The organism is Nocardioides sp. P5_C9_2 (assembly GCF_054049555.1).
On record NZ_JBFUMD010000022.1, the window covers coordinates 1 to 16,930 of the forward strand.

General features: G+C 72.6%; 15 protein-coding genes. 5 read left to right on the top strand and 10 right to left on the bottom strand.

Annotated elements, in window-relative coordinates; genetic code table 11:
* Positions 1-911: AMP-binding protein (locus ACXJKL_RS02290; RefSeq protein WP_457205427.1), on the bottom strand; the 911-nt coding region annotated here is incomplete at its 3' end.
* 60 nt (positions 912-971) lie between these two features.
* Positions 972-1,874: an RNase H family protein gene (locus tag ACXJKL_RS02295; RefSeq protein ID WP_457205428.1), complete on the bottom strand. Its 903-nt coding sequence runs from the start codon at positions 1,872-1,874 to the stop codon at positions 972-974.
* Between the two features lie 25 nt (positions 1,875-1,899).
* On the opposite strand from ACXJKL_RS02295, the gene ACXJKL_RS02300 reads away from it, so the two are divergent.
* Both ACXJKL_RS02300 and ACXJKL_RS02305 read left to right on the top strand, forming a co-directional pair.
* On the top strand, positions 1,900-2,682 hold the full coding sequence (locus tag ACXJKL_RS02300; RefSeq protein ID WP_457205429.1) for an SDR family oxidoreductase: 783 nt from the start codon (positions 1,900-1,902) through the stop codon (positions 2,680-2,682).
* 90 nt (positions 2,683-2,772) lie between these two features.
* Positions 2,773-3,462, top strand: coding sequence for an aspartate/glutamate racemase family protein (locus tag ACXJKL_RS02305; protein ID WP_457205430.1), 690 nt, complete (start codon positions 2,773-2,775; stop codon positions 3,460-3,462).
* 265 nt (positions 3,463-3,727) lie between these two features.
* Here ACXJKL_RS02305 and ACXJKL_RS02310 read toward each other — a convergent pair whose 3' ends face one another.
* Positions 3,728-5,074, bottom strand: coding sequence for a protealysin inhibitor emfourin (locus ACXJKL_RS02310; protein ID WP_457205431.1), 1,347 nt, complete (start codon positions 5,072-5,074; stop codon positions 3,728-3,730).
* A 172-nt stretch (positions 5,075-5,246) separates the two neighbouring features.
* On the opposite strand from ACXJKL_RS02310, the gene typA reads away from it, so the two are divergent.
* Entirely contained in the window at positions 5,247-7,136 is a 1,890-nt protein-coding gene (gene typA / locus ACXJKL_RS02315; RefSeq protein WP_457205432.1) for a translational GTPase TypA, read from the top strand.
* A gap of 30 nt (positions 7,137-7,166) precedes the next feature.
* Positions 7,167-7,832, top strand: a complete 666-nt coding sequence (locus tag ACXJKL_RS02320; RefSeq protein WP_457205433.1) for a hypothetical protein — start codon at positions 7,167-7,169, stop codon at positions 7,830-7,832.
* Positions 7,833-7,842: 10 nt separating this feature from the next.
* Here ACXJKL_RS02320 and ACXJKL_RS02325 read toward each other — a convergent pair whose 3' ends face one another.
* The 5 genes from ACXJKL_RS02325 to ACXJKL_RS02345 form a co-directional block, all read right to left on the bottom strand.
* Positions 7,843-8,607 (bottom strand): MerR family transcriptional regulator, encoded by a 765-nt coding sequence (locus tag ACXJKL_RS02325; RefSeq protein ID WP_457205434.1) that lies wholly within the window; start codon positions 8,605-8,607, stop codon positions 7,843-7,845.
* Between the two features lie 2 nt (positions 8,608-8,609).
* Entirely contained in the window at positions 8,610-9,386 is a 777-nt protein-coding gene (locus ACXJKL_RS02330; protein ID WP_457205435.1) for an ABC transporter permease, read from the bottom strand.
* Positions 9,383-10,165 (bottom strand): ABC transporter ATP-binding protein, encoded by a 783-nt coding sequence (locus ACXJKL_RS02335; protein WP_457205436.1) that lies wholly within the window; start codon positions 10,163-10,165, stop codon positions 9,383-9,385. The genes ACXJKL_RS02330 and ACXJKL_RS02335 overlap by 4 nt, the downstream gene beginning before the upstream one ends.
* Before the next feature lie 94 nt (positions 10,166-10,259).
* Positions 10,260-13,439, bottom strand: a complete 3,180-nt coding sequence (locus tag ACXJKL_RS02340) for a reprolysin-like metallopeptidase (RefSeq protein ID WP_457205437.1) — start codon at positions 13,437-13,439, stop codon at positions 10,260-10,262.
* Between the two features lie 130 nt (positions 13,440-13,569).
* The gene (locus ACXJKL_RS02345) at positions 13,570-14,208 is read right to left on the bottom strand and encodes a hypothetical protein (RefSeq protein WP_457205438.1); all 639 of its coding nucleotides are present in this window, start codon (positions 14,206-14,208) and stop codon (positions 13,570-13,572) included.
* Between the two features lie 151 nt (positions 14,209-14,359).
* Here ACXJKL_RS02345 and ACXJKL_RS02350 point away from each other — a divergent pair, with 151 nt between their 5' ends.
* Complete coding sequence (locus ACXJKL_RS02350; RefSeq protein ID WP_457205439.1) at positions 14,360-15,520, top strand: acyl-CoA dehydrogenase family protein; 1,161 nt, start codon at positions 14,360-14,362, stop codon at positions 15,518-15,520.
* A 62-nt stretch (positions 15,521-15,582) separates the two neighbouring features.
* Here ACXJKL_RS02350 and ACXJKL_RS02355 read toward each other — a convergent pair whose 3' ends face one another.
* Together ACXJKL_RS02355 and ACXJKL_RS02360 are read right to left on the bottom strand one after the other, a co-directional pair.
* The gene (locus tag ACXJKL_RS02355) at positions 15,583-16,185 is read right to left on the bottom strand and encodes a rhomboid family intramembrane serine protease (protein ID WP_457205440.1); all 603 of its coding nucleotides are present in this window, start codon (positions 16,183-16,185) and stop codon (positions 15,583-15,585) included.
* Positions 16,186-16,227: 42 nt separating this feature from the next.
* Positions 16,228-16,930, bottom strand: a 703-nt coding sequence (locus tag ACXJKL_RS02360; protein WP_457205441.1) for an MFS transporter, incomplete at its 5' end; no start/stop codon positions are given.

Here is a 16,930-nt window from a genome sequence, read left to right on the forward strand (position 1 = left end):
AGCTCGAAGGAGGTGCCCGGCAACGGCCGGCCGATCGACTCGGGCGCGACCAGGGCGAGGTCGGGGGGCAGCACGCTCATCCGGGCGGTGGCCTCGGTGGCGCCGTACATGACGAAGAGGTCGTAGCCGCGGCGCTGGCCCAGCTCGGCGAAGGCCCGGACCCGCTCCGGTGGCATCCGGCCACCGGCCTGGGTGAGGACCCGCAGGGACGGGACGTCGCGGTCGGCGAAGCCGGCCCGCTCGAGGAGCTCGAAGGTGTGCGGGACCCCCGGGACGGTGGTCACGCCGTGGGTGCGGACCAGCTCCCAGAAGCACGCGTCGACCACGGAGAGGTCGGTGAGCAGCAGCCCGGCGCCGCGCAGCAGGTGGCTGTGGAGCACCGAGAGGCCGTAGCAGTAGTGGAGCGGCAGGGTGGTGGCCGCGAGGTCGGTGTCCCGGATGCCCAGCGCCTCGGCGATGGCCTCCGCGTTGGCCAGCACGCCCTCGCCCGCGAGCCGCACCAGCTTGGGCGAGCCGGTCGAGCCGCTGGTCGACAGCAGCAGGGACAGCTGCGGGTGGAGGTCGTGCGTGGACTCCGGGGACCGCCGCGCGCGACCCGTCGGGCCCGCGACCACGTCCGGTGCGTAGGCCTCGACGAGTCCCGGCGCGGCGGCGGGCGAGGAGACCAGCACGACCTGGTMGGCGGCCAGGGCGCCGACGTACTCGACGACGGAGGCGACGTCGTTGCCCGGCGTCAGGAGCACGAGCCGTCGGCCCCCGGCGTACGCCGCCGCGACCGCCCCGACCCGGTCGGCCAAGTCGGCGTAGGTCACCGTCTCGTGCGCGGTGACGAGGGCCCGGCGCTCGCCGAAGGAGGCGAGGTGGGCGATGAGGGGCGCCGGGGTCGGGCGCGCCTCCGGTGCGGTGGTCACCCGCACGACGATAGAAGGTAAGCCTTACCTACGCCATTCGGCGAGCACCGCCCCGGGCGCTCACTCCTCGCGGGTGCCCTGGTGGAACCGCTGCTGCCACCCGCGGGGGGTCCGCACCCAGATCGAGCTGCGCAGGGCACTGCCGTCGTCGCTGATGCTGCGCCACAGCAGCAGGATCGAGTCGGGCGAGAGCCGCTCGAGGGAGACCACGTCCAGGCTGACCTCGGTGTCCAGCGGCCCGACCTCGCCCAGCAGCTCCTCGCGGGTCCAGAGCCGCCCCGACTGGCCGATCTCCTGCCACTCCGGGTGCAGCAGGGCGGCCATCGCGCCCCGGTCCGAACGCACCTGGTCGGTCAGCGCCGAGCGCTCGAGGGCGATCACCTGCTCCTCGTCGGACAGGTCGGCGGCGTCGGAGAGGGCGGCGTCGTCGCCGAGGTCGCTGAAGAGGTCCGGCTCCTCCTCCACCACGGTCGGACCCGCCTGCGGCACGCTGCTCGCCGCGGCACCGACGAAGCCCGGCCCCGGGTCCGCCACGCGACCGGCCTGGTACGCCGCCGCGGCCGCGTTGGCGCGCTTGTCCGCCGCCTCGTTGAGGACGTGCCCGGAGTGGCCCTTGACCCACTCGAACCTCACCCGGCGCCCCTGCATGGCGGCGTCGAGGGCCTGGATCAGCTCGAGGTTCATCACCGGCTTGCCGTCGCCCTTCTTCCAGCCCTTGCGCTTCCAGCCGGCCATCCACTTGGTGATGGTGTTGATGACGTAGGTGCTGTCGCAGTAGACGTGCAGCTCGTCGTCGACGTGCGCGGTCTGCTGGAGCAGGTCGAGCACGGCCATCAGCTCGCCCATGTTGTTGGTGCCGCGCGCCCAGCCGCCGGAGGCCCAGCAGTCGTCGTCGACGTACCACGCCCATCCCGCCGGTCCGGGGTTGCCGAGGGCCGAGCCGTCTGCTGCCGCGATGATCACGGCGCACATCCTGCATCATGGCGCCATGACCGAGACCCCCCAGTCGACCCCCCAGCGCACCCGGACCGCCGTCGTCACCGGCGCCTCGAGCGGGATCGGTGCGGCCACGGCGCGCGCCCTGGCCGCCGCCGGCTTCCACGTCGTCTGCGCCGCCCGCCGTACCGCCCGCATCGAGGCCCTGGCGCAGGAGATCGGCGGCCTGGCCGTCGCCTGCGACGTCACGGACGACGCCTCCGTCGCCGCGCTCGCCAGCGCCGTCGGCGCCGTGGGTGACGGGGCGCTGCACGTGCTGGTCAACAACGCCGGCGGCGCCTTCGGCTCCGACCCGGTCGAGTCGGCCGACGTCGAGCAGTGGCGCGCGATGTACGACGTCAACGTGCTCGGCCTGATGCGTGTCACCCAGGCCCTCCTCCCGGCACTGCGTGCCAGCGGCGACGGGCTCATCGTCAACGTGGGCTCCACCGCCGGGCGGGTGGCCTACGAGAACGGCGGCGGCTACACCGCCGCCAAGCACGCCACCAAGGTCGTCACCGAGACCCTGCGCCTCGAGCTCAACGGCGAGCCGATCCGGGTCAGCGAGATCGCCCCCGGCATGGTCCGGACCGACGAGTTCGCKATGGTCCGCTTCGGTGGCGACGCGGACGCGGCCGCCGCCGTGTACGACGGCGTCCCCGACCCGCTGGTCGCCGAGGACATCGCCGACGCCATCGCCTGGGTGGCCACGCGACCGGCCCACGTCAACATCGACGAGCTCGTCATCAGGCCGCGGGCCCAGGCCGCGCAGCACAAGGTCCACCGGGTGCGCTGACGCACGGGGTCCACCGGGTGCGCTGACGCGCGGCGTCCACCGGGTCCGCTGACCTCCGCGAGGGGCCGCGCGGCGTGCCAGACTGCTCCCGTGCAGACCATCGGACTCATCGGCGGCATGAGCTGGGAATCCAGCCTGGTGTACTACCGCGACCTCAACGTCGGGGTGCAGGAACGCCTCGGCGGGCTCTCCTCGCCCAAGCTCGTGCTGAGCACCGTCGACTTCGCCGAGCTGACCCACCTCGAGGACGACGAGAAGTGGGACCAGATCGGCACCCTGCTGGCCGACGCCRCCGCCGGCGTCGAGCGCGCGGGCGCGGACTTCCTGCTGCTGTGCACCACGACCTTCCACAAGGTCGCCGACCAGGTGGCCGCGGCCGTCGACATCCCGCTCCTGCACCTCGCGGACGTGGTGTCCGAGGCCTGCCGGGCCGCCGGCATGGACAAGGTCGCCTTCATCGGGACGTCCGTGGCGATGAACGACCCGTTCTTCATCAGCCGCATCAGTGACGGCGGCCCCGAGGTGATCGTCCCCGACGCCCGGCACCACGAGTGGCTCAACGACGCGATCTACGGCGAGCTGGTGCACGGCCGCGTGGTCGACCGGACCCGCAACCGCGTCGTCGCGCTGATCGACGAGCTCTGGGACGCCGGCGCCGGCGGGGTGCTGCTCGGCTGCACCGAGCTCGAGCTGCTCATCCGACAGGCCGACACCGAGCTCCCGGTCTTCCCCTGCACGACCCTGCACGTGCAGGCCGCGCTCGACCGCGCCCTGGCCTGATCGTCCTCCGCCGCATTTCTGCGCGGGTGCGCCGGAATGGCGCCGGTCGTCGGCCCGAGCTCGCGCACGTGCGCCGGAATGGCGCCGGTCGTCGGCCCGAGCTCGCGCACCTGCACGACCGACGCACCACGCATCCCCTCAAAACGGCGCACCCGCGCCGGAATGCCGCCGGTCGATGGCCCCACCTCGCGCACGTGCGCGACCGACGCCCCCGGCATCGTTTCTAAGCCGCGCACCTGCGCGACCCGCGCGCGAGGCGGCGACCTCAGCGGCTGTCGTCCCCGGCCTCGAGCACGAGGCGGGCCAGCTCGGCGAGGTCCGACGGCAGCGGCTCGACGACCTCTGCCCGCGTGCCGTCGATCTCGAACCGGTAGACGTACATGTCGGGCATCGGCGTGCGCCGGGCCACGCGCGCCAGGTCCACCCGGCCGACGAGGTCGGCGACGGCTGCTGCCCGCGGGTCGTCGCCCGCCAGGTCGACCTCGCCCTCCGAGGTGCGCCCCGCGAACCCGCCGCTGCGACGGACCCGGACCACCCGGCCGCCGGGCGCGGACGACCCGGTCGGGGTGCCGGCTGCCGACGCGCCGGGCTCGACTCCCACCTGCTGCCACGCGACCCGCACCGCCACGGCGTGCTCGCCGGCCGCCGCGACGGTCGCGGCGGCGAAGGACGCGAAGTCGGCGCTCGGGGAGAGGTCGCCCGAGGTGAGGGCGGCGTACCAGACGAGGCCGGCACCCTCGAGGCTCGACCCGCCGATCGCCACCGCGGCCAGCTGGAAGGCGCGGTTGGGGATGCCGGAGTTGAGGTGCACCCCGCCGTTGTCGTCGGTGGTCACGACGAAGCCGTCCATGTGCGCCGGCTGCGGGTCCTTGCCGAGCCGCGGGTCGTCGTAGGCCGTGCCGGGGGCGGCCATGTCGCGCAACCCGCGCGCCTTCACCGACGGGGTGAAGAGGCCCTCCCCGATCAGCCARCTCCCCGAGGCGGCGTCCTGCCCGAGCAACCGCTGCTTGAGGCAGATCGCGAAGACGTCGGACATCGACTCGTTGAGCGCCCCGGACTGGCCGCGGTAGACGAGCCCCGCAGTGTGCTCGGTCACCGCGTGGGCGAACTCGTGGCCGAGCACGTCGACCGGCTTCGTGAACCGCTCGAAGATCTCCCCGTCCCCGTCGCCGAAGACCAGCTGGGTCCCGTCCCAGAACGCGTTGTCGTAGTCGCGCCCGTAGTGGACCGTGAGGCTCACCGGCGCGCCGGCGTCGTCGTACGACGAGCGCCCCAGGCCCTCGGCCCACATCTGCAGGGTCGCGGTGATCCCGGCGGCGGCCTCGTCGACCGCCACGTCACCCGACGCGGGGGTGCCGGGGGTGCGCACCGGGGTGCCTGGCAACCGCTGGGCGTTGCCCGCGGTGTGCACCGTCCACGCCGGGGCGTCGGCCGCGGCTCCGCCGGCGGCCGGAGCCGAGTCCGCAACAGGGCCGGCGGACCGGCGGGCGTCGGCCGCCTGCTCGCGTCGGGAGCGCAGCGCGGCGTCGGTGGCGAGGGTGTCGTCGGCGCCCACCTGCTCGAGCAACCAGGGCGGGACGAAGGAGCAGGCGGCGGTCCGAGAAGGGGTCATGGGTCAGGACTACCGCACCGGACCGACAGCGGGAAGGGTCCTGGCTCACACGGCCGTCGAATCGCAGGCCACGGCGCGGCGCCACTAGACTCGATGACGGCCCGGCTCCGGGTCACGGGTGCTGCAGACACCGCGCTCCGACAAACCCCAGCGAAAGCGACGCCGTACCTTCATGTCCCAGAAGCGTTCCGACCTCCGCAACGTGGCGATCGTCGCCCACGTCGACCACGGCAAGACCACGCTCGTCGACGCCATGCTCCGCCAGGCCGGTGCCTTCACGGCGCACCAGGCCGAGAGCGTTGCCGAGCGGGTCATGGACTCCGGCGACCTCGAGCGCGAGAAGGGCATCACCATCCTCGCGAAGAACACCGCCGTGCACTACGCGGGTCCGGCCGGCGGCGGCGAGCCGATGGTCATCAACATCATCGACACCCCCGGCCACGCCGACTTCGGTGGCGAGGTCGAGCGCGGCCTGTCGATGGTGGACGGCATCGTGCTGCTCGTGGACGCCTCCGAGGGTCCGCTGCCGCAGACGCGTTTCGTGCTCCGCAAGGCGCTCAACGCCGACATGCCGGTGATCCTGGTCGTCAACAAGACCGACCGCAGCGACGCCCGCATCGCCGAGGTCGTCGAGGAGACCTACGAGCTCTTCATGGACCTCCTGGACGAGAGCCACAGCCAGGACGCGCTCGACTTCCCCGTCGTCTACGCGTCGGGTCGCGCCGGTATCGCCAGCCTCAAGGCTCCCGAGGACGGCACGATGCCCGAGGGCACCGACCTCGAGCCGCTCTTCAAGACGATCCTCGAGACCATCCCGGCCCCCGTCTACACCGAGGGCGCGCCGCTGCAGGCGCACGTGACCAACCTCGACGCCTCGCCGTTCCTCGGCCGGCTCGCGCTGGTCCGCGTCCACGAGGGCACCCTCAACAAGGGCCAGACCGTCGCGTGGATGCGCCGCGACGGCTCGGTCAAGAACGTCAAGATCACCGAGCTCCTCGTCACCGAGGGCCTCGAGCGCCAGCCCGGCCAGAGCGCCGGCCCCGGCGACATCGTCGCCGTGGCGGGTATCCCGGACATCACCATCGGCGAGACCCTCGCCGACGCCGAGAACCCGGTCGCGCTGCCGCTCATCCACGTCGACGAGCCGGCCATCTCGATGACGATCGGCACCAACACCTCCCCGCTGGTCGGTCGCTACAAGGGCGGCAAGGTCACCGCCCGCCTGGTCAAGGACCGTCTCGACCAGGAGCTCGTCGGCAACGTGTCGCTGCGCATCCTCCCGACCGAGCGCCCCGACGCGTGGGAGGTGCAGGGCCGCGGCGAGCTGGCGCTGGCCATCCTGGTCGAGCAGATGCGCCGCGAGGGCTTCGAGCTCACCGTGGGCAAGCCCCAGGTCGTCACCAAGGAGATCAACGGCAAGGTGCACGAGCCGTTCGAGCGCCTGACCATCGACGCGCCCGAGGAGTACCTCGGCACGATCACCGAGCTGCTCGCCTCGCGCAAGGGCCGCATGGAGTCGATGACCAACCACGGCACCGGCTGGGTCCGCATGGAGTTCCTGGTGCCGGCGCGTGGCCTCATCGGCTTCCGCACCGAGTTCCTCACCGACACCCGCGGCACCGGCATCGCGCACGGCATCTCCGAGGGCTACGAGCCGTGGGCCGGCGAGATCCGCTCGCGCACCAACGGCTCCCTGGTGGCCGACCGCAAGGGTGCGGCGACGGCGTACGCCATGACCAACCTGCAGGAGCGGGGGATCATGTTCGTCGAGCCCACGACCGAGGTCTACGAGGGCATGATCATCGGCGAGAACTCGCGCGCCGACGACATGGACGTCAACATCACCAAGGAGAAGCAGCAGACCAACATCCGGTCCGCCACCTCCGACAACTTCGAGAAGCTGATCCCGCCGAAGAAGCTCTCCCTCGAGCAGTGCCTGGAGTTCTGCCGCGACGACGAGTGCGTCGAGGTCACGCCCGACTCGGTCCGCATCCGCAAGGTGGTCCTCGACGCGAACGCCCGCGCGAAGACCGCCTCGCAGCACCGCAAGGCCTCGAAGTAGCACCGGCCGCCGAGCGCGACACGTGACCCGATGACCGACGACTCCAGCCCCGGCCCGGGCTCCGGCGACCTCGCCGAGAGCCTGGCCGCGTGGCTGGAGGGTCTGGGCCTCGCCGAGCAGCTCGCCGCCGCCGGGCTCCCGACGTACGAGCGCGACGGCGGCGGCGCGGTGCGCTGGCAGGACCCCGCCACCGGCGAGGAGCTGACCGCGGTGCGCCTCGAGGAGCTCGACCGGCTCCTCCGGTCCGAGGGCGACGACCCCGCCCACGCCGTGCCGATCGCCCTGGTGCGGCTGCGGCGTGAGGGCCGGGTCCGGGCCGCGCTGCTCGACGGCGGCTGGCTGGACTACGCCGAGGTCGGCCGCCTGCGCGGGGTCTCGGAGAACGCCGCCCGGTTCGCGCTGCACAAGGCCGCCGAGCGCCGCAGCATCCTGCTGGTCCAGCACGAGGGCCGCACGCTCGTCCCCGCCTTCCAGCTCGACGCGGCCGGGCAGGTGCGGAGCGAGCTGGTCGCCGTCCYGGAGCCGCTGCTGGCCTCGGGGTCCGACCCGTGGCGCACCTGGGCCTGGCTCACCACCCCGGCCGCGCTGCTCGGCGGCGCGGTGCCGCACGAGGCCGCGCGCGACACCGAGGAGCTGCCGATCGTGCAGCACGCGGCCCTCCGGCTGGCGGAGCGGGCCCGGCCCTCCTCGGGCTGAGGTCGGCGCCTCAGCCGATCGGCTCCGTGCGCCTGATGTTCGTCCAGCCGGTGTAGCCGCGCTCCTCGAGGAGCGCGAGCAGCCGGGCGGCGCACGGGACGGACTCGAGGAAGACCGTGTCCAGCAGGCCCGCGAGGTCGTCCGGCAACGCGTCCTGGTCCCACGCCTCGTCCGGGACCTGCTCGAACTGCGCGGCAAGGCGGTCGGCGACGCCGTCCAGACGGGGGTCGTCGGTGGGCCACTGGATGACCTCGGCGAGGTCGCGGTAGAGCTCCCGGACGGAGGGGTCGTCGAGCTGCTGGCTCTTCATCTCCATGTAGAACGGCATCCGGTCCGGCAGCTGGGCGCCCACCAGGATCCAGGCGTCGCGCTCCGCCCCGACCATGACCTCCGGCACGCCGACACCGCGGAGCCGGTCCAGGTAGGCCACCGCCTCGGGGGGAAGCGCCAGGCTGTCGCCCGCCGCGAGCCGGGCGATGCGCCGCCGGTGCCGCTGCAGCTCACGGATCTCGGCGCGCAGCCGGGCGTCGATGTCGTCGACCGCCGCCGCGAACTCCTGCTCGTCCGCCGCCAGCAGCTCGCGGACACGCGACAGGGGTACGCCGGCCTCGGCCAGCACGCGGATCCTGATCAGCTCCACGACGGCCGAGGCGTCGTAGCGGCGGTAGCCGGAGTGGTCGCGCCCGGGCTCGGGCAGCAGTCCCTTGGCGTGGTAGTGCCGCACCGCACGCACCGTGACGTCGGCGTACGCCGCGAGCTGGCTGATGGTCAGCATGGTCACAGTCTGCTGGCTCCGGTGATCCTGCGGCGGTAGGTCGCCATCGCGAGCGCGTGGGCGACGACCAGCAGGCCGAGGCACCAGGCGAGGGCGACCCAGCCCTGGGTGCCGACCGGCTGCTGGTCGAACAGGTTGCGGATCGTGTCCACGATCGAGGTGACCGGCTGGTGCTCGGCGAACCACTGCACCGGGGCGGGCATGCCCTCGGTCGGCACGAAGGCGGAGCTGATGAACGGCAGGAAGATCAGCGGGTAGGAGAACCCGCTCACCCCGTCGACCGACGTCGCCGTCAGCCCGGGGATGACGGCCAGCCAGGTCAGCGCGAAGGTGAACAGCACCAGGAGACCGAGGACCGCCAGCCAGCCGAGCACGCCGGCACCGGTGCGGAAGCCCATCGCGACGGCGACGAGCACGACGAGCACGAGGGAGACCAGGTTCGCCACGACGGAGGTCAGCACGTGGCTCCACAGCACGGCCGACCGGGCGATCGGCATCGACAGGAACCTCTCGAAGAGTCCTCCCGAGACGTCGGTGAAGAGCCGGAACGCCGTGTAGGAGACCCCCGAGGCCACGGTGATGAGCAGGATCCCCGGGAGCAGGTAGTCGACGTACCTCCCGCCGCCGACCTCGATGGCCCCGCCGAAGACGTAGACGAAGAGGAGCAGCATCGCGATCGGCGTGACCGCGGTGGTGATGATGGTGTCCGGGCTGCGCAGGACGTGTCGCAGGGAACGCTGCGACAGCACGGCGGTGTCGCGGAGGAGGTCGGTGCTCATCGGGCGTCTCCCGTGCGTCCGGGGCCCTCGTGGCCGACGATGGCGAGGAAGATCTCCTCGAGGGTCGRTCGCTTCTCGACGTACTCGACGGTTGCCGGCGGGAGCAGCCGCTCGAGCTCGGCGAGGGTGCCGTCGGCGATGATGCGGCCGTCGTGGAGGATCGCGATCCGGTCGGCGAGCTGTTCGGCCTCGTCGAGGTACTGGGTGGTGAGCAGCACCGTGGTGCCTCTGTCGGCGAGGGCGCGGACCGTCCTCCAGACCTCGATCCTCGACTGCGGGTCGAGGCCGGTCGTCGGCTCGTCGAGGAACAGCACGGCCGGGTCCCCGACCAGGCTCATGGCGATGTCGAGGCGCCGGCGCATGCCACCGGAGTACGTCGCGACGCGTCGCCCGGCGGCGTCGGTCAGCGCGAACCTCGTGAGGAGCTCGTCCGCGCTGCCACGGGGGTCGTGGAGGTGTCGCAGCTGGGCGACGAGGACGAGGTTCTCGCGACCGGTCAGGACCTCGTCGACGGCGGCGAACTGCCCGGTGAGGCTGATCGACTCGCGCACCTTCGCGGCCTCCGCGTCGACGTCGTACCCGAGGACGGCGGCGGTGCCCCCGTCGGACCCCAGCAGGGTGGACAGGATCCTCACCACGGTCGTCTTCCCCGCCCCGTTGGAGCCCAGCAGGGCGACGACGGTGCCGGAGGCCACCCTCAGGTCCACGCCCCGGAGCACGACGTGGTCGCCGTAGGACTTGGTCAGTCCGGCGATCTCGATGGCTGGTGTCATGGTCATGACAGCAGCCTGCAGCCCTGACCCTGCGTCAAGGTCAAGGGCCGCCCCGCAGATCGCGGGGCGGCCCTCGTTGCTCGTTCCGGACGGGATCGGTCTACGGCTCGGTGACCACCGCGACGCCCTCGATCCGGACGGGCTTGTCCTTGCCCACCACGATCCGGACCTTGCCGCTGCGCGGCTTGTCCAGAGCCACGGTGCGCAGCCTGTTGACGCGGTTCTTGCCCTTCAGGTTGAAGGTCTTGACCCGCTTCTTGCCGATGAACACCGTCACGGTGCCGGCGTTGCGGCGGGTGCTGACGATCAGCGTGACCGCGGTCGCCTTCTGGATCCGGGTGACCAGCTGGTCGCCCCGGTCGCGGGAGGTGACGACGTGGCCGCCGTACGCCGCGGACTTGGTGACGCGCTTCCAGCTGCCCTTCTGGACGAGGGCACCGTCGTTGCGCGGCACCGTGAAGGTGCGGGTCGCCGGAGTCGCGTCGGCGACGCCCGCCGCGTTGACGGCGGCCACGCTGAACTCGTGCGTGCCGGCCGGGTAGTGCCGCTCCAGGCCGTCGACGGCGCACGGCACGGTGTCACCGTCCACGTGGCACACGTAGGTCGCCGGGGCCACGGTCGAGGCGTAGGCGAACGACTGCTCCTTCGACAGCACCACCGAGCCGTCGGCGGGTCCCGAGGTGATGGTGGTGTCCGGGACGCCGGGCGCCGGCGGGCCGGGCGTCGGCGTCGGGGTGGGGGTCGGCGTCGTGGCCGGGGTGGCGGTCAGCGCGAACGACGCGTCGTTGACGTCGAAGAAGTAGTTGTCCACCGCCTCGATCTTGAGGCGCACGTCGGCGGCGGCCACGTTGGGCATGGTGAGCGTCTCGGCGCCGTCGTTGGGCGTGCCGGCCGCCAGGACGGTGCCGAAGGTGGCGCCGCCGTCGGTGGACAGCGAGATCTTCACCGAGGGCGCGAGCCTCTGGGTGTTGTTGACCGCCCAGGTGACCGGGACCGCCGAGCCGCCGGCGACCGTGGTGCCGGCCGCGACCTGCGACGTCACCTGGAACGGGCCCGCGTCGGGGTCGACGGTGAGTGCGACGTCGTCGTACGACAGGCCGCCCCCGGCCGGGTTCATGTCCCTCGCGGTCAGTCGGAACTGCATCTGGCGCGCGTCGGTGCCGAGGCTGCCGAGGTAGTCGGTGTCGGGCAGGAACTCGGAGTAGCAGTCGAGCAGCGGGTCGGACAGCGGCTGGTTGACCGCCGTCGTCGGGGCCGGGCAGTCACCCGTGTCCGCGTTGGTGTTGCCGGCGAGCACCTGCGCCATGTCGGGGAAGACCCGGGTCGGGCTGCCGTCGGCGATGTTCTCCCCCGGCGAGGGGCTCTTGAGGGAGTCCTCCTCGGTGACCACGGCGTCGTCGCCGAAGACCCGGAAGAGCGGGCCGTAGGTCTTGGTGTTGTCGGCCAGCTGGGTGCCCTCACCGAAGTTGGTCTGCTCCCACAGGTAGACCAGCGGCTCCCCGTCGGCGTCCGTGCCGGAGCCGGTCAGGGCGAAGGGCGTGCGCTTCGGCACCGTCCTGTCCTCGGGCGCGGTCACGGTCGGGTTGCTGTTGTCACTCTCGACAGCCACGCCGGCGTTCTGGGACGGGCCGCCGCGGGAGGTCTCGCCCACGAAGCCGGTGACCCCGGTCGCGTCGGTGACGTCCATCGTCGGGAGGTCGCTGCCCTCGCCCTCGATGCTCGGCACGGCGTTGAAGATCACCTGGAAGCCGGTCTTGTCGGGCACGACGGGCGGGACGTAGTTGACCGTGTAGGAGTTGTACTGGTCGTAGCCCCACTGGGCGATGGACACCGGTTGGTCGGTGATCGCCTCGATCGCCAGCTTGAGGCCGACCGGGTTGTAGTTGGTGCCGAAGACGATCGGCTCGCTGGTCCGGCCGTCGTACTCCAGGGTGAACGAGTCACCGACGTCGCCGAAGCCACTCAGGGACACCGTCTGGACCTCGACGTTGTTGCGCGGCGCGGCGTCCATGACGGCGTGGGCCTCATCGACGGTGAGGTGCGAGAAGTACGGGTCGGTGTGCGGCTGGAGGTCGTCCTGACCGCAGATGCCGGCGTAGGCCATCACCGAGGAGCCGGAGCCCGGCTCGACGGAGGCGTCGGAGATGTTGCCGCCACAGGCCCCGAGGGCACCGTTGAAGGTGTGGTTGCCGCCGAACTGGTGGCCGATCTCGTGGGCGACGTAGTCGATGGCGAAGAAGTCGCCCTTCGGCTCGGGCAGGCCGGTGCAGCCGCCACCCTTGTAGCCCTGGAAGTCGCCGCCGATGACGCCGAGGTAGGCGATGCCGCCGCCGTTGACGCCGAGCGCGATGTGGCCGACGTCGTAGTTGGACGCGCCGATGAGCTGGCCCAGGACGGTGCGGTTCTTGCCCAGGGTCGAGACGTCGCAGTACTCCAGCTCGCCGTCGGCGCTCGACGTGGGGGGCGCGAAGCACGGCGCGCTGCCGCACGGACCGTTGGCCCCGGTCGCCTTCGCGTCCGTGTCGAGGTTGAGGCTCTCCGTGCCGTCGACCAGGCGCAGCTCGACAGCCAGGTCGTCGTTGTAGATCTCGTTGACCCGGTTGATGAGCGTGACCTTCTCGGCCAGCACGTTCTCGGTGCCGAAGTACGCGGCGTACGACGGGTCGGAGGTCAGCGCGAGCCGGAAGTAGCGGCGGGTCACCGGCTGCCCGGCGTCCGTGGCGGCCTGCTGGGCGGCGGTGACGGTGTCGCGCAGCGTGCTCACCTCGCCCTCCTTGCGCCGCTGCTCGGGGCGCGGCAGGTCCTTGCCGTAGTAGCTGAGGTGCGCGGTGGTGCCGCGCCGGTTGTAGGCCGGGTCGACGTACCAGTCGCGGCCGTTGCCCGGCGCGCGCACGAAGGCGTGGAAGCCCATCGGGGTCAGGTCGAGGGCGATGGAGGCCTGCGGGTCGTCGACACCGCGACCGGCGTACGTCGCGATCTCCGGGTGGGCGCCGGCGAGCTCGGACTCCATCACCTGGGTACGACGGACGCGGAAGGTCTGCAGCCCGCCCGACGGGTCGGGGACCGAGACGACGCTCGAGGCGTCACCGGTGGGCAGCTCGCCCCGCAGGGCGGCGAGGTCGACGCGGGACGCGGCGTACTCCTTGGGCTCCACCCGGACCTTGGCGCCGGTCGGCGTGAAACCGCGCAACGTGGTGAACGTCCCGTCGTCGGGGGCCGCCACGGCGGAGGTGGTGATCGCCCCCGGCAGCACCCCCGCTCCCAGGACGAGCATGATCATGACTGACAGACGACGTGCTCCGCGTGCGCGCAACGTTTCCCCCTCGAACGGCGTGGAGCACGCACTCTAGGCACGGACCACCGACAGCACCAGAGCGAGCCCTGTCGAAGGCGGTCCCGGTCGTCGGGGCTCAGGAAACGGCGTGGGCGGCTCGCGTCAGCTGGAACTTCTCGTTGGTGAAGACGGCCACGCCCATGAAGGCCACCCCCACGAGCACGACGCYGATGCCGCTCAGCTGGGGCAGGACGCCGGTGAACGGGGTCATCGCGGCGTGCAGGAGGAACAGGCCGGGCACCCACCGCGGCACCGAGCGGGCCCGCAGCATCCCGGCCGCGAGCAGCACCTCCGCGAGGTGGAAGGTGCCCACGAAGCCCAGCATGAAGGCGATGAGGCCGGGGTCGCCGGTGAGCAGGGCCAGGTCCGCGTCCCCAATGGTCCCGTTGACCACGAGGAGCCGGAAGAACGCGAGCAGCGCGGCGTACGACGCCATCGCCACCGCCGCGATCCCGAGCAGCGCCGTGCCGGCGTAGCCGAGGCGACGACCGCGGCGGGGCATCCCGTACAGGAAGGTCGGCAGCCCGAGGCCGAACCCCACCGCGCAGACCAGGAACGCCGCCGACGCCATGACCCAGCGGCCCCCCTCGACCCGCGCGCTCTGCAGCAGGCTCGCGTCGTCGGGGCTCACCGGGAGCCCGAGGGTGCCGAGGACGAGGGCGACCGCGCCGCACGACAGTGCCGCCGCCGAGTACGGCAGCCATCGGTCCCCCATGGTGCGCAAGGTACGGGTGACCAGGCGGGCGCGGGGCCGGGTCATGCGCAAATGGCTCGGAGGGACTAGGGGCCCCTAGGCTGATCGACAGCGTGACCACCGTCACCGCCCCTGACCGCTCGACCGCCCCCACCCCCGGGAGGACCACCGCATGACCGCCAGCCGCGTGCTGCCCACCGAGGAGGCGCGAGACCTGCTCGCCCTCACCCGCGAGATCGCGACCCGCGAGCTGGCCCCCCGCTCCGCCGAGGCCGAGGCGACCGAGACCTTCCCGCGCGACGTCTTCGCGATGCTGGGCCAGGCGGGGCTGCTGGGCCTCCCCTACCCGGAGGAGCACGGTGGCGGCGGGCAGCCGTACGAGGTCTACCTCCAGGTCCTCGAGGAGATCGCGGCCGTGTGGTCGTCGGTGGGCGTCGGGGTCTCGGTGCACGCGCTGTCGTGCTTCGGCCTGCAGTCCTTCGGCACCGAGGAGCAGAAGGCCGAGTGGCTGCCCGACATGCTCGGCGGCGACCTGCTCGGCGCCTACTGCCTGTCCGAGGCGCACGCCGGCTCCGACCCGGCAGCGATGCGTACGACGGCCCGCCGCGACGGCGACGACTACGTGATCAACGGCGCGAAGGCGTGGACCACGCACGGCGGCCACGCCGACTTCTACAAGGTGATGGCGCGGACCTCCGACGACCGCAACGGGATCTCCTGCTTCCTCGTCCCCGCGTCGACCGACGGCCTCACCGCCGACCCGCCGGAGCGGAAGATGGGCCTCACCGGGTCGGCCACGGCGACGATGCGCTTCGACGACGTCCGCGTCCCGGCCTCGCGCCGCCTCGGCGCCGAGGGCGAGGGCCTGCGCATCGCGCTCGCCGGGCTCGACTCGGGCCGCCTCGGCATCGCCGCCGTCGCCGTCGGCCTGGCCCAGGGGGCACTGGACGCGGCGGTCGCCTACGCCCGCGAGCGCGAGACCTTCGGCAAGGCGATCATCGAGCACCAGGGCCTGGCCTTCGTGCTGGCCGACATGGAGGCCGCGATCGTCTCGGCCCGCGCCACGATGCTGCACGCCGCGCGGCTGCGCGACGCGGGTCGACCGTTCTCACGCGAGGCGTCGATCGCCAAGATGGTCGCCACCGACAACGCCATGAAGGTCACCACCGACGCCGTCCAGGTGCTCGGCGGCTACGGCTACACCCGTGACTTCCCGGTCGAGCGCTACATGCGCGAGGCCAAGGTGATGCAGATCTTCGAGGGGACCAACCAGATCCAGCGGATGGTGATCTCGCGGTCGCTGGCGAAGGACAACGCCGGCACGATCCGCTGAGTCGTACGCCGCTTCCGCCGGTCCCGGCCGTCGGCGCATGAGAAGCCGAGCCGGTACGCCGCTCAGCCGACGTAGCGGTCCGCGGGCTGGCTCCGGCGTGCCCCGGACAGCCACAGTGCCGCCATCAGCCCGCCGAGGGCGCCGAAGAGGTGACCCTGCCAGGAGATGCCGGGCTGGCCGGGGAGCACGCCCCACAGCGCGCCGCCGTACACCATCAGCACGAGGACCCCGACCAGGATCTGGCCCGGCCGCCGGGTGACGAAGCCGCGCACGATCAGGTACGTCAGCCACCCGAACACCAGCCCGGACGCCCCGAGGTGCACCGTCCCGGCTCCGCCGAAGAGCCACGTACCGACCCCGGCGACGACCCACACGAGGGCGGTGACCGCGATCCACCGGGCGACGCCCGACAGCAGGACGAGGAAGCCGAGGACCAGCAGCGGGACGCTGTTGGCGACCAGGTGGCCGAAGCCGCCGTGCAGCAGCGGGGCGAACGCGATCCCGGTGAGTCCCTCCGGGTCACCGGGGCGGATCCCCTCCGCGTCGAGGCGGTTGCCGAGGAGCGTGTCGACGATCTCCGAGACCCACAGCACCGCCACGAAGCCGGCGCTCCACACCCCGGCCTGCCCCCAGGAGAGGCCGTCGCGGGTGGCGGGTGAGGTCACGCCGTCGAGACTACGAGGGCGCTGGGGAAGCCGGACCTGCGATCACCGGCTGCCCAGTGATTCCCCAACACCCGACCGCCGCAGATCCGGGACCAGCGCAAGCAGCCCGAGCACCGGGAGGACGGCGAGGGCCGCGAGGCTGCCGGGGATGCCGATGACCTCGCCGAGCCCGGCGACGACGGCCGAGCCGACGCTACCGCCGACGAGGAAGAGGAGGGTCGCGATGCCGAGGGCGACGCCGCGGACGTCCTCGTGCACGGCGTCACCGACCAGCGAGGTGAGGGCGGGCTGGCCGATCCCGAAGGAGACGGTCGCCAGCGCGACGGCGATCGCCACCGGCACGGGCGCGACGAGCGCGGTGCCGAGCGCGGCGAGCAGCATCGTCAGGGCGGCGACGACCCCGGCGACGGCCAGGCTCCACGAGCCGCCGATCCGGTCGAGGAGCGGGCCGGTCACGCGCGGCACGAGCATCGCGACCACGGCACTCGGCACGAGCAGCAGGCCGACCTCCCACGGCTCCCACCCGGCGTGCACGAGCACGGCCGGTACGCCGATCAGCAGGGCGAACCACGACGCCGGCACCGACGCCGCGGCCAGCGCCGAGCGCACGACGCGACCGTTGCGGATGACCGAGAGCGGCAGGAAGCCGTGCGGGCGGCGGCGTACCCGCAGCGCCACCAGCGGGGCACCCAGCAGCATCATCAGCGCGCCGACCACGGTGATGGCCAGCCCGCTGGTCGGGGAC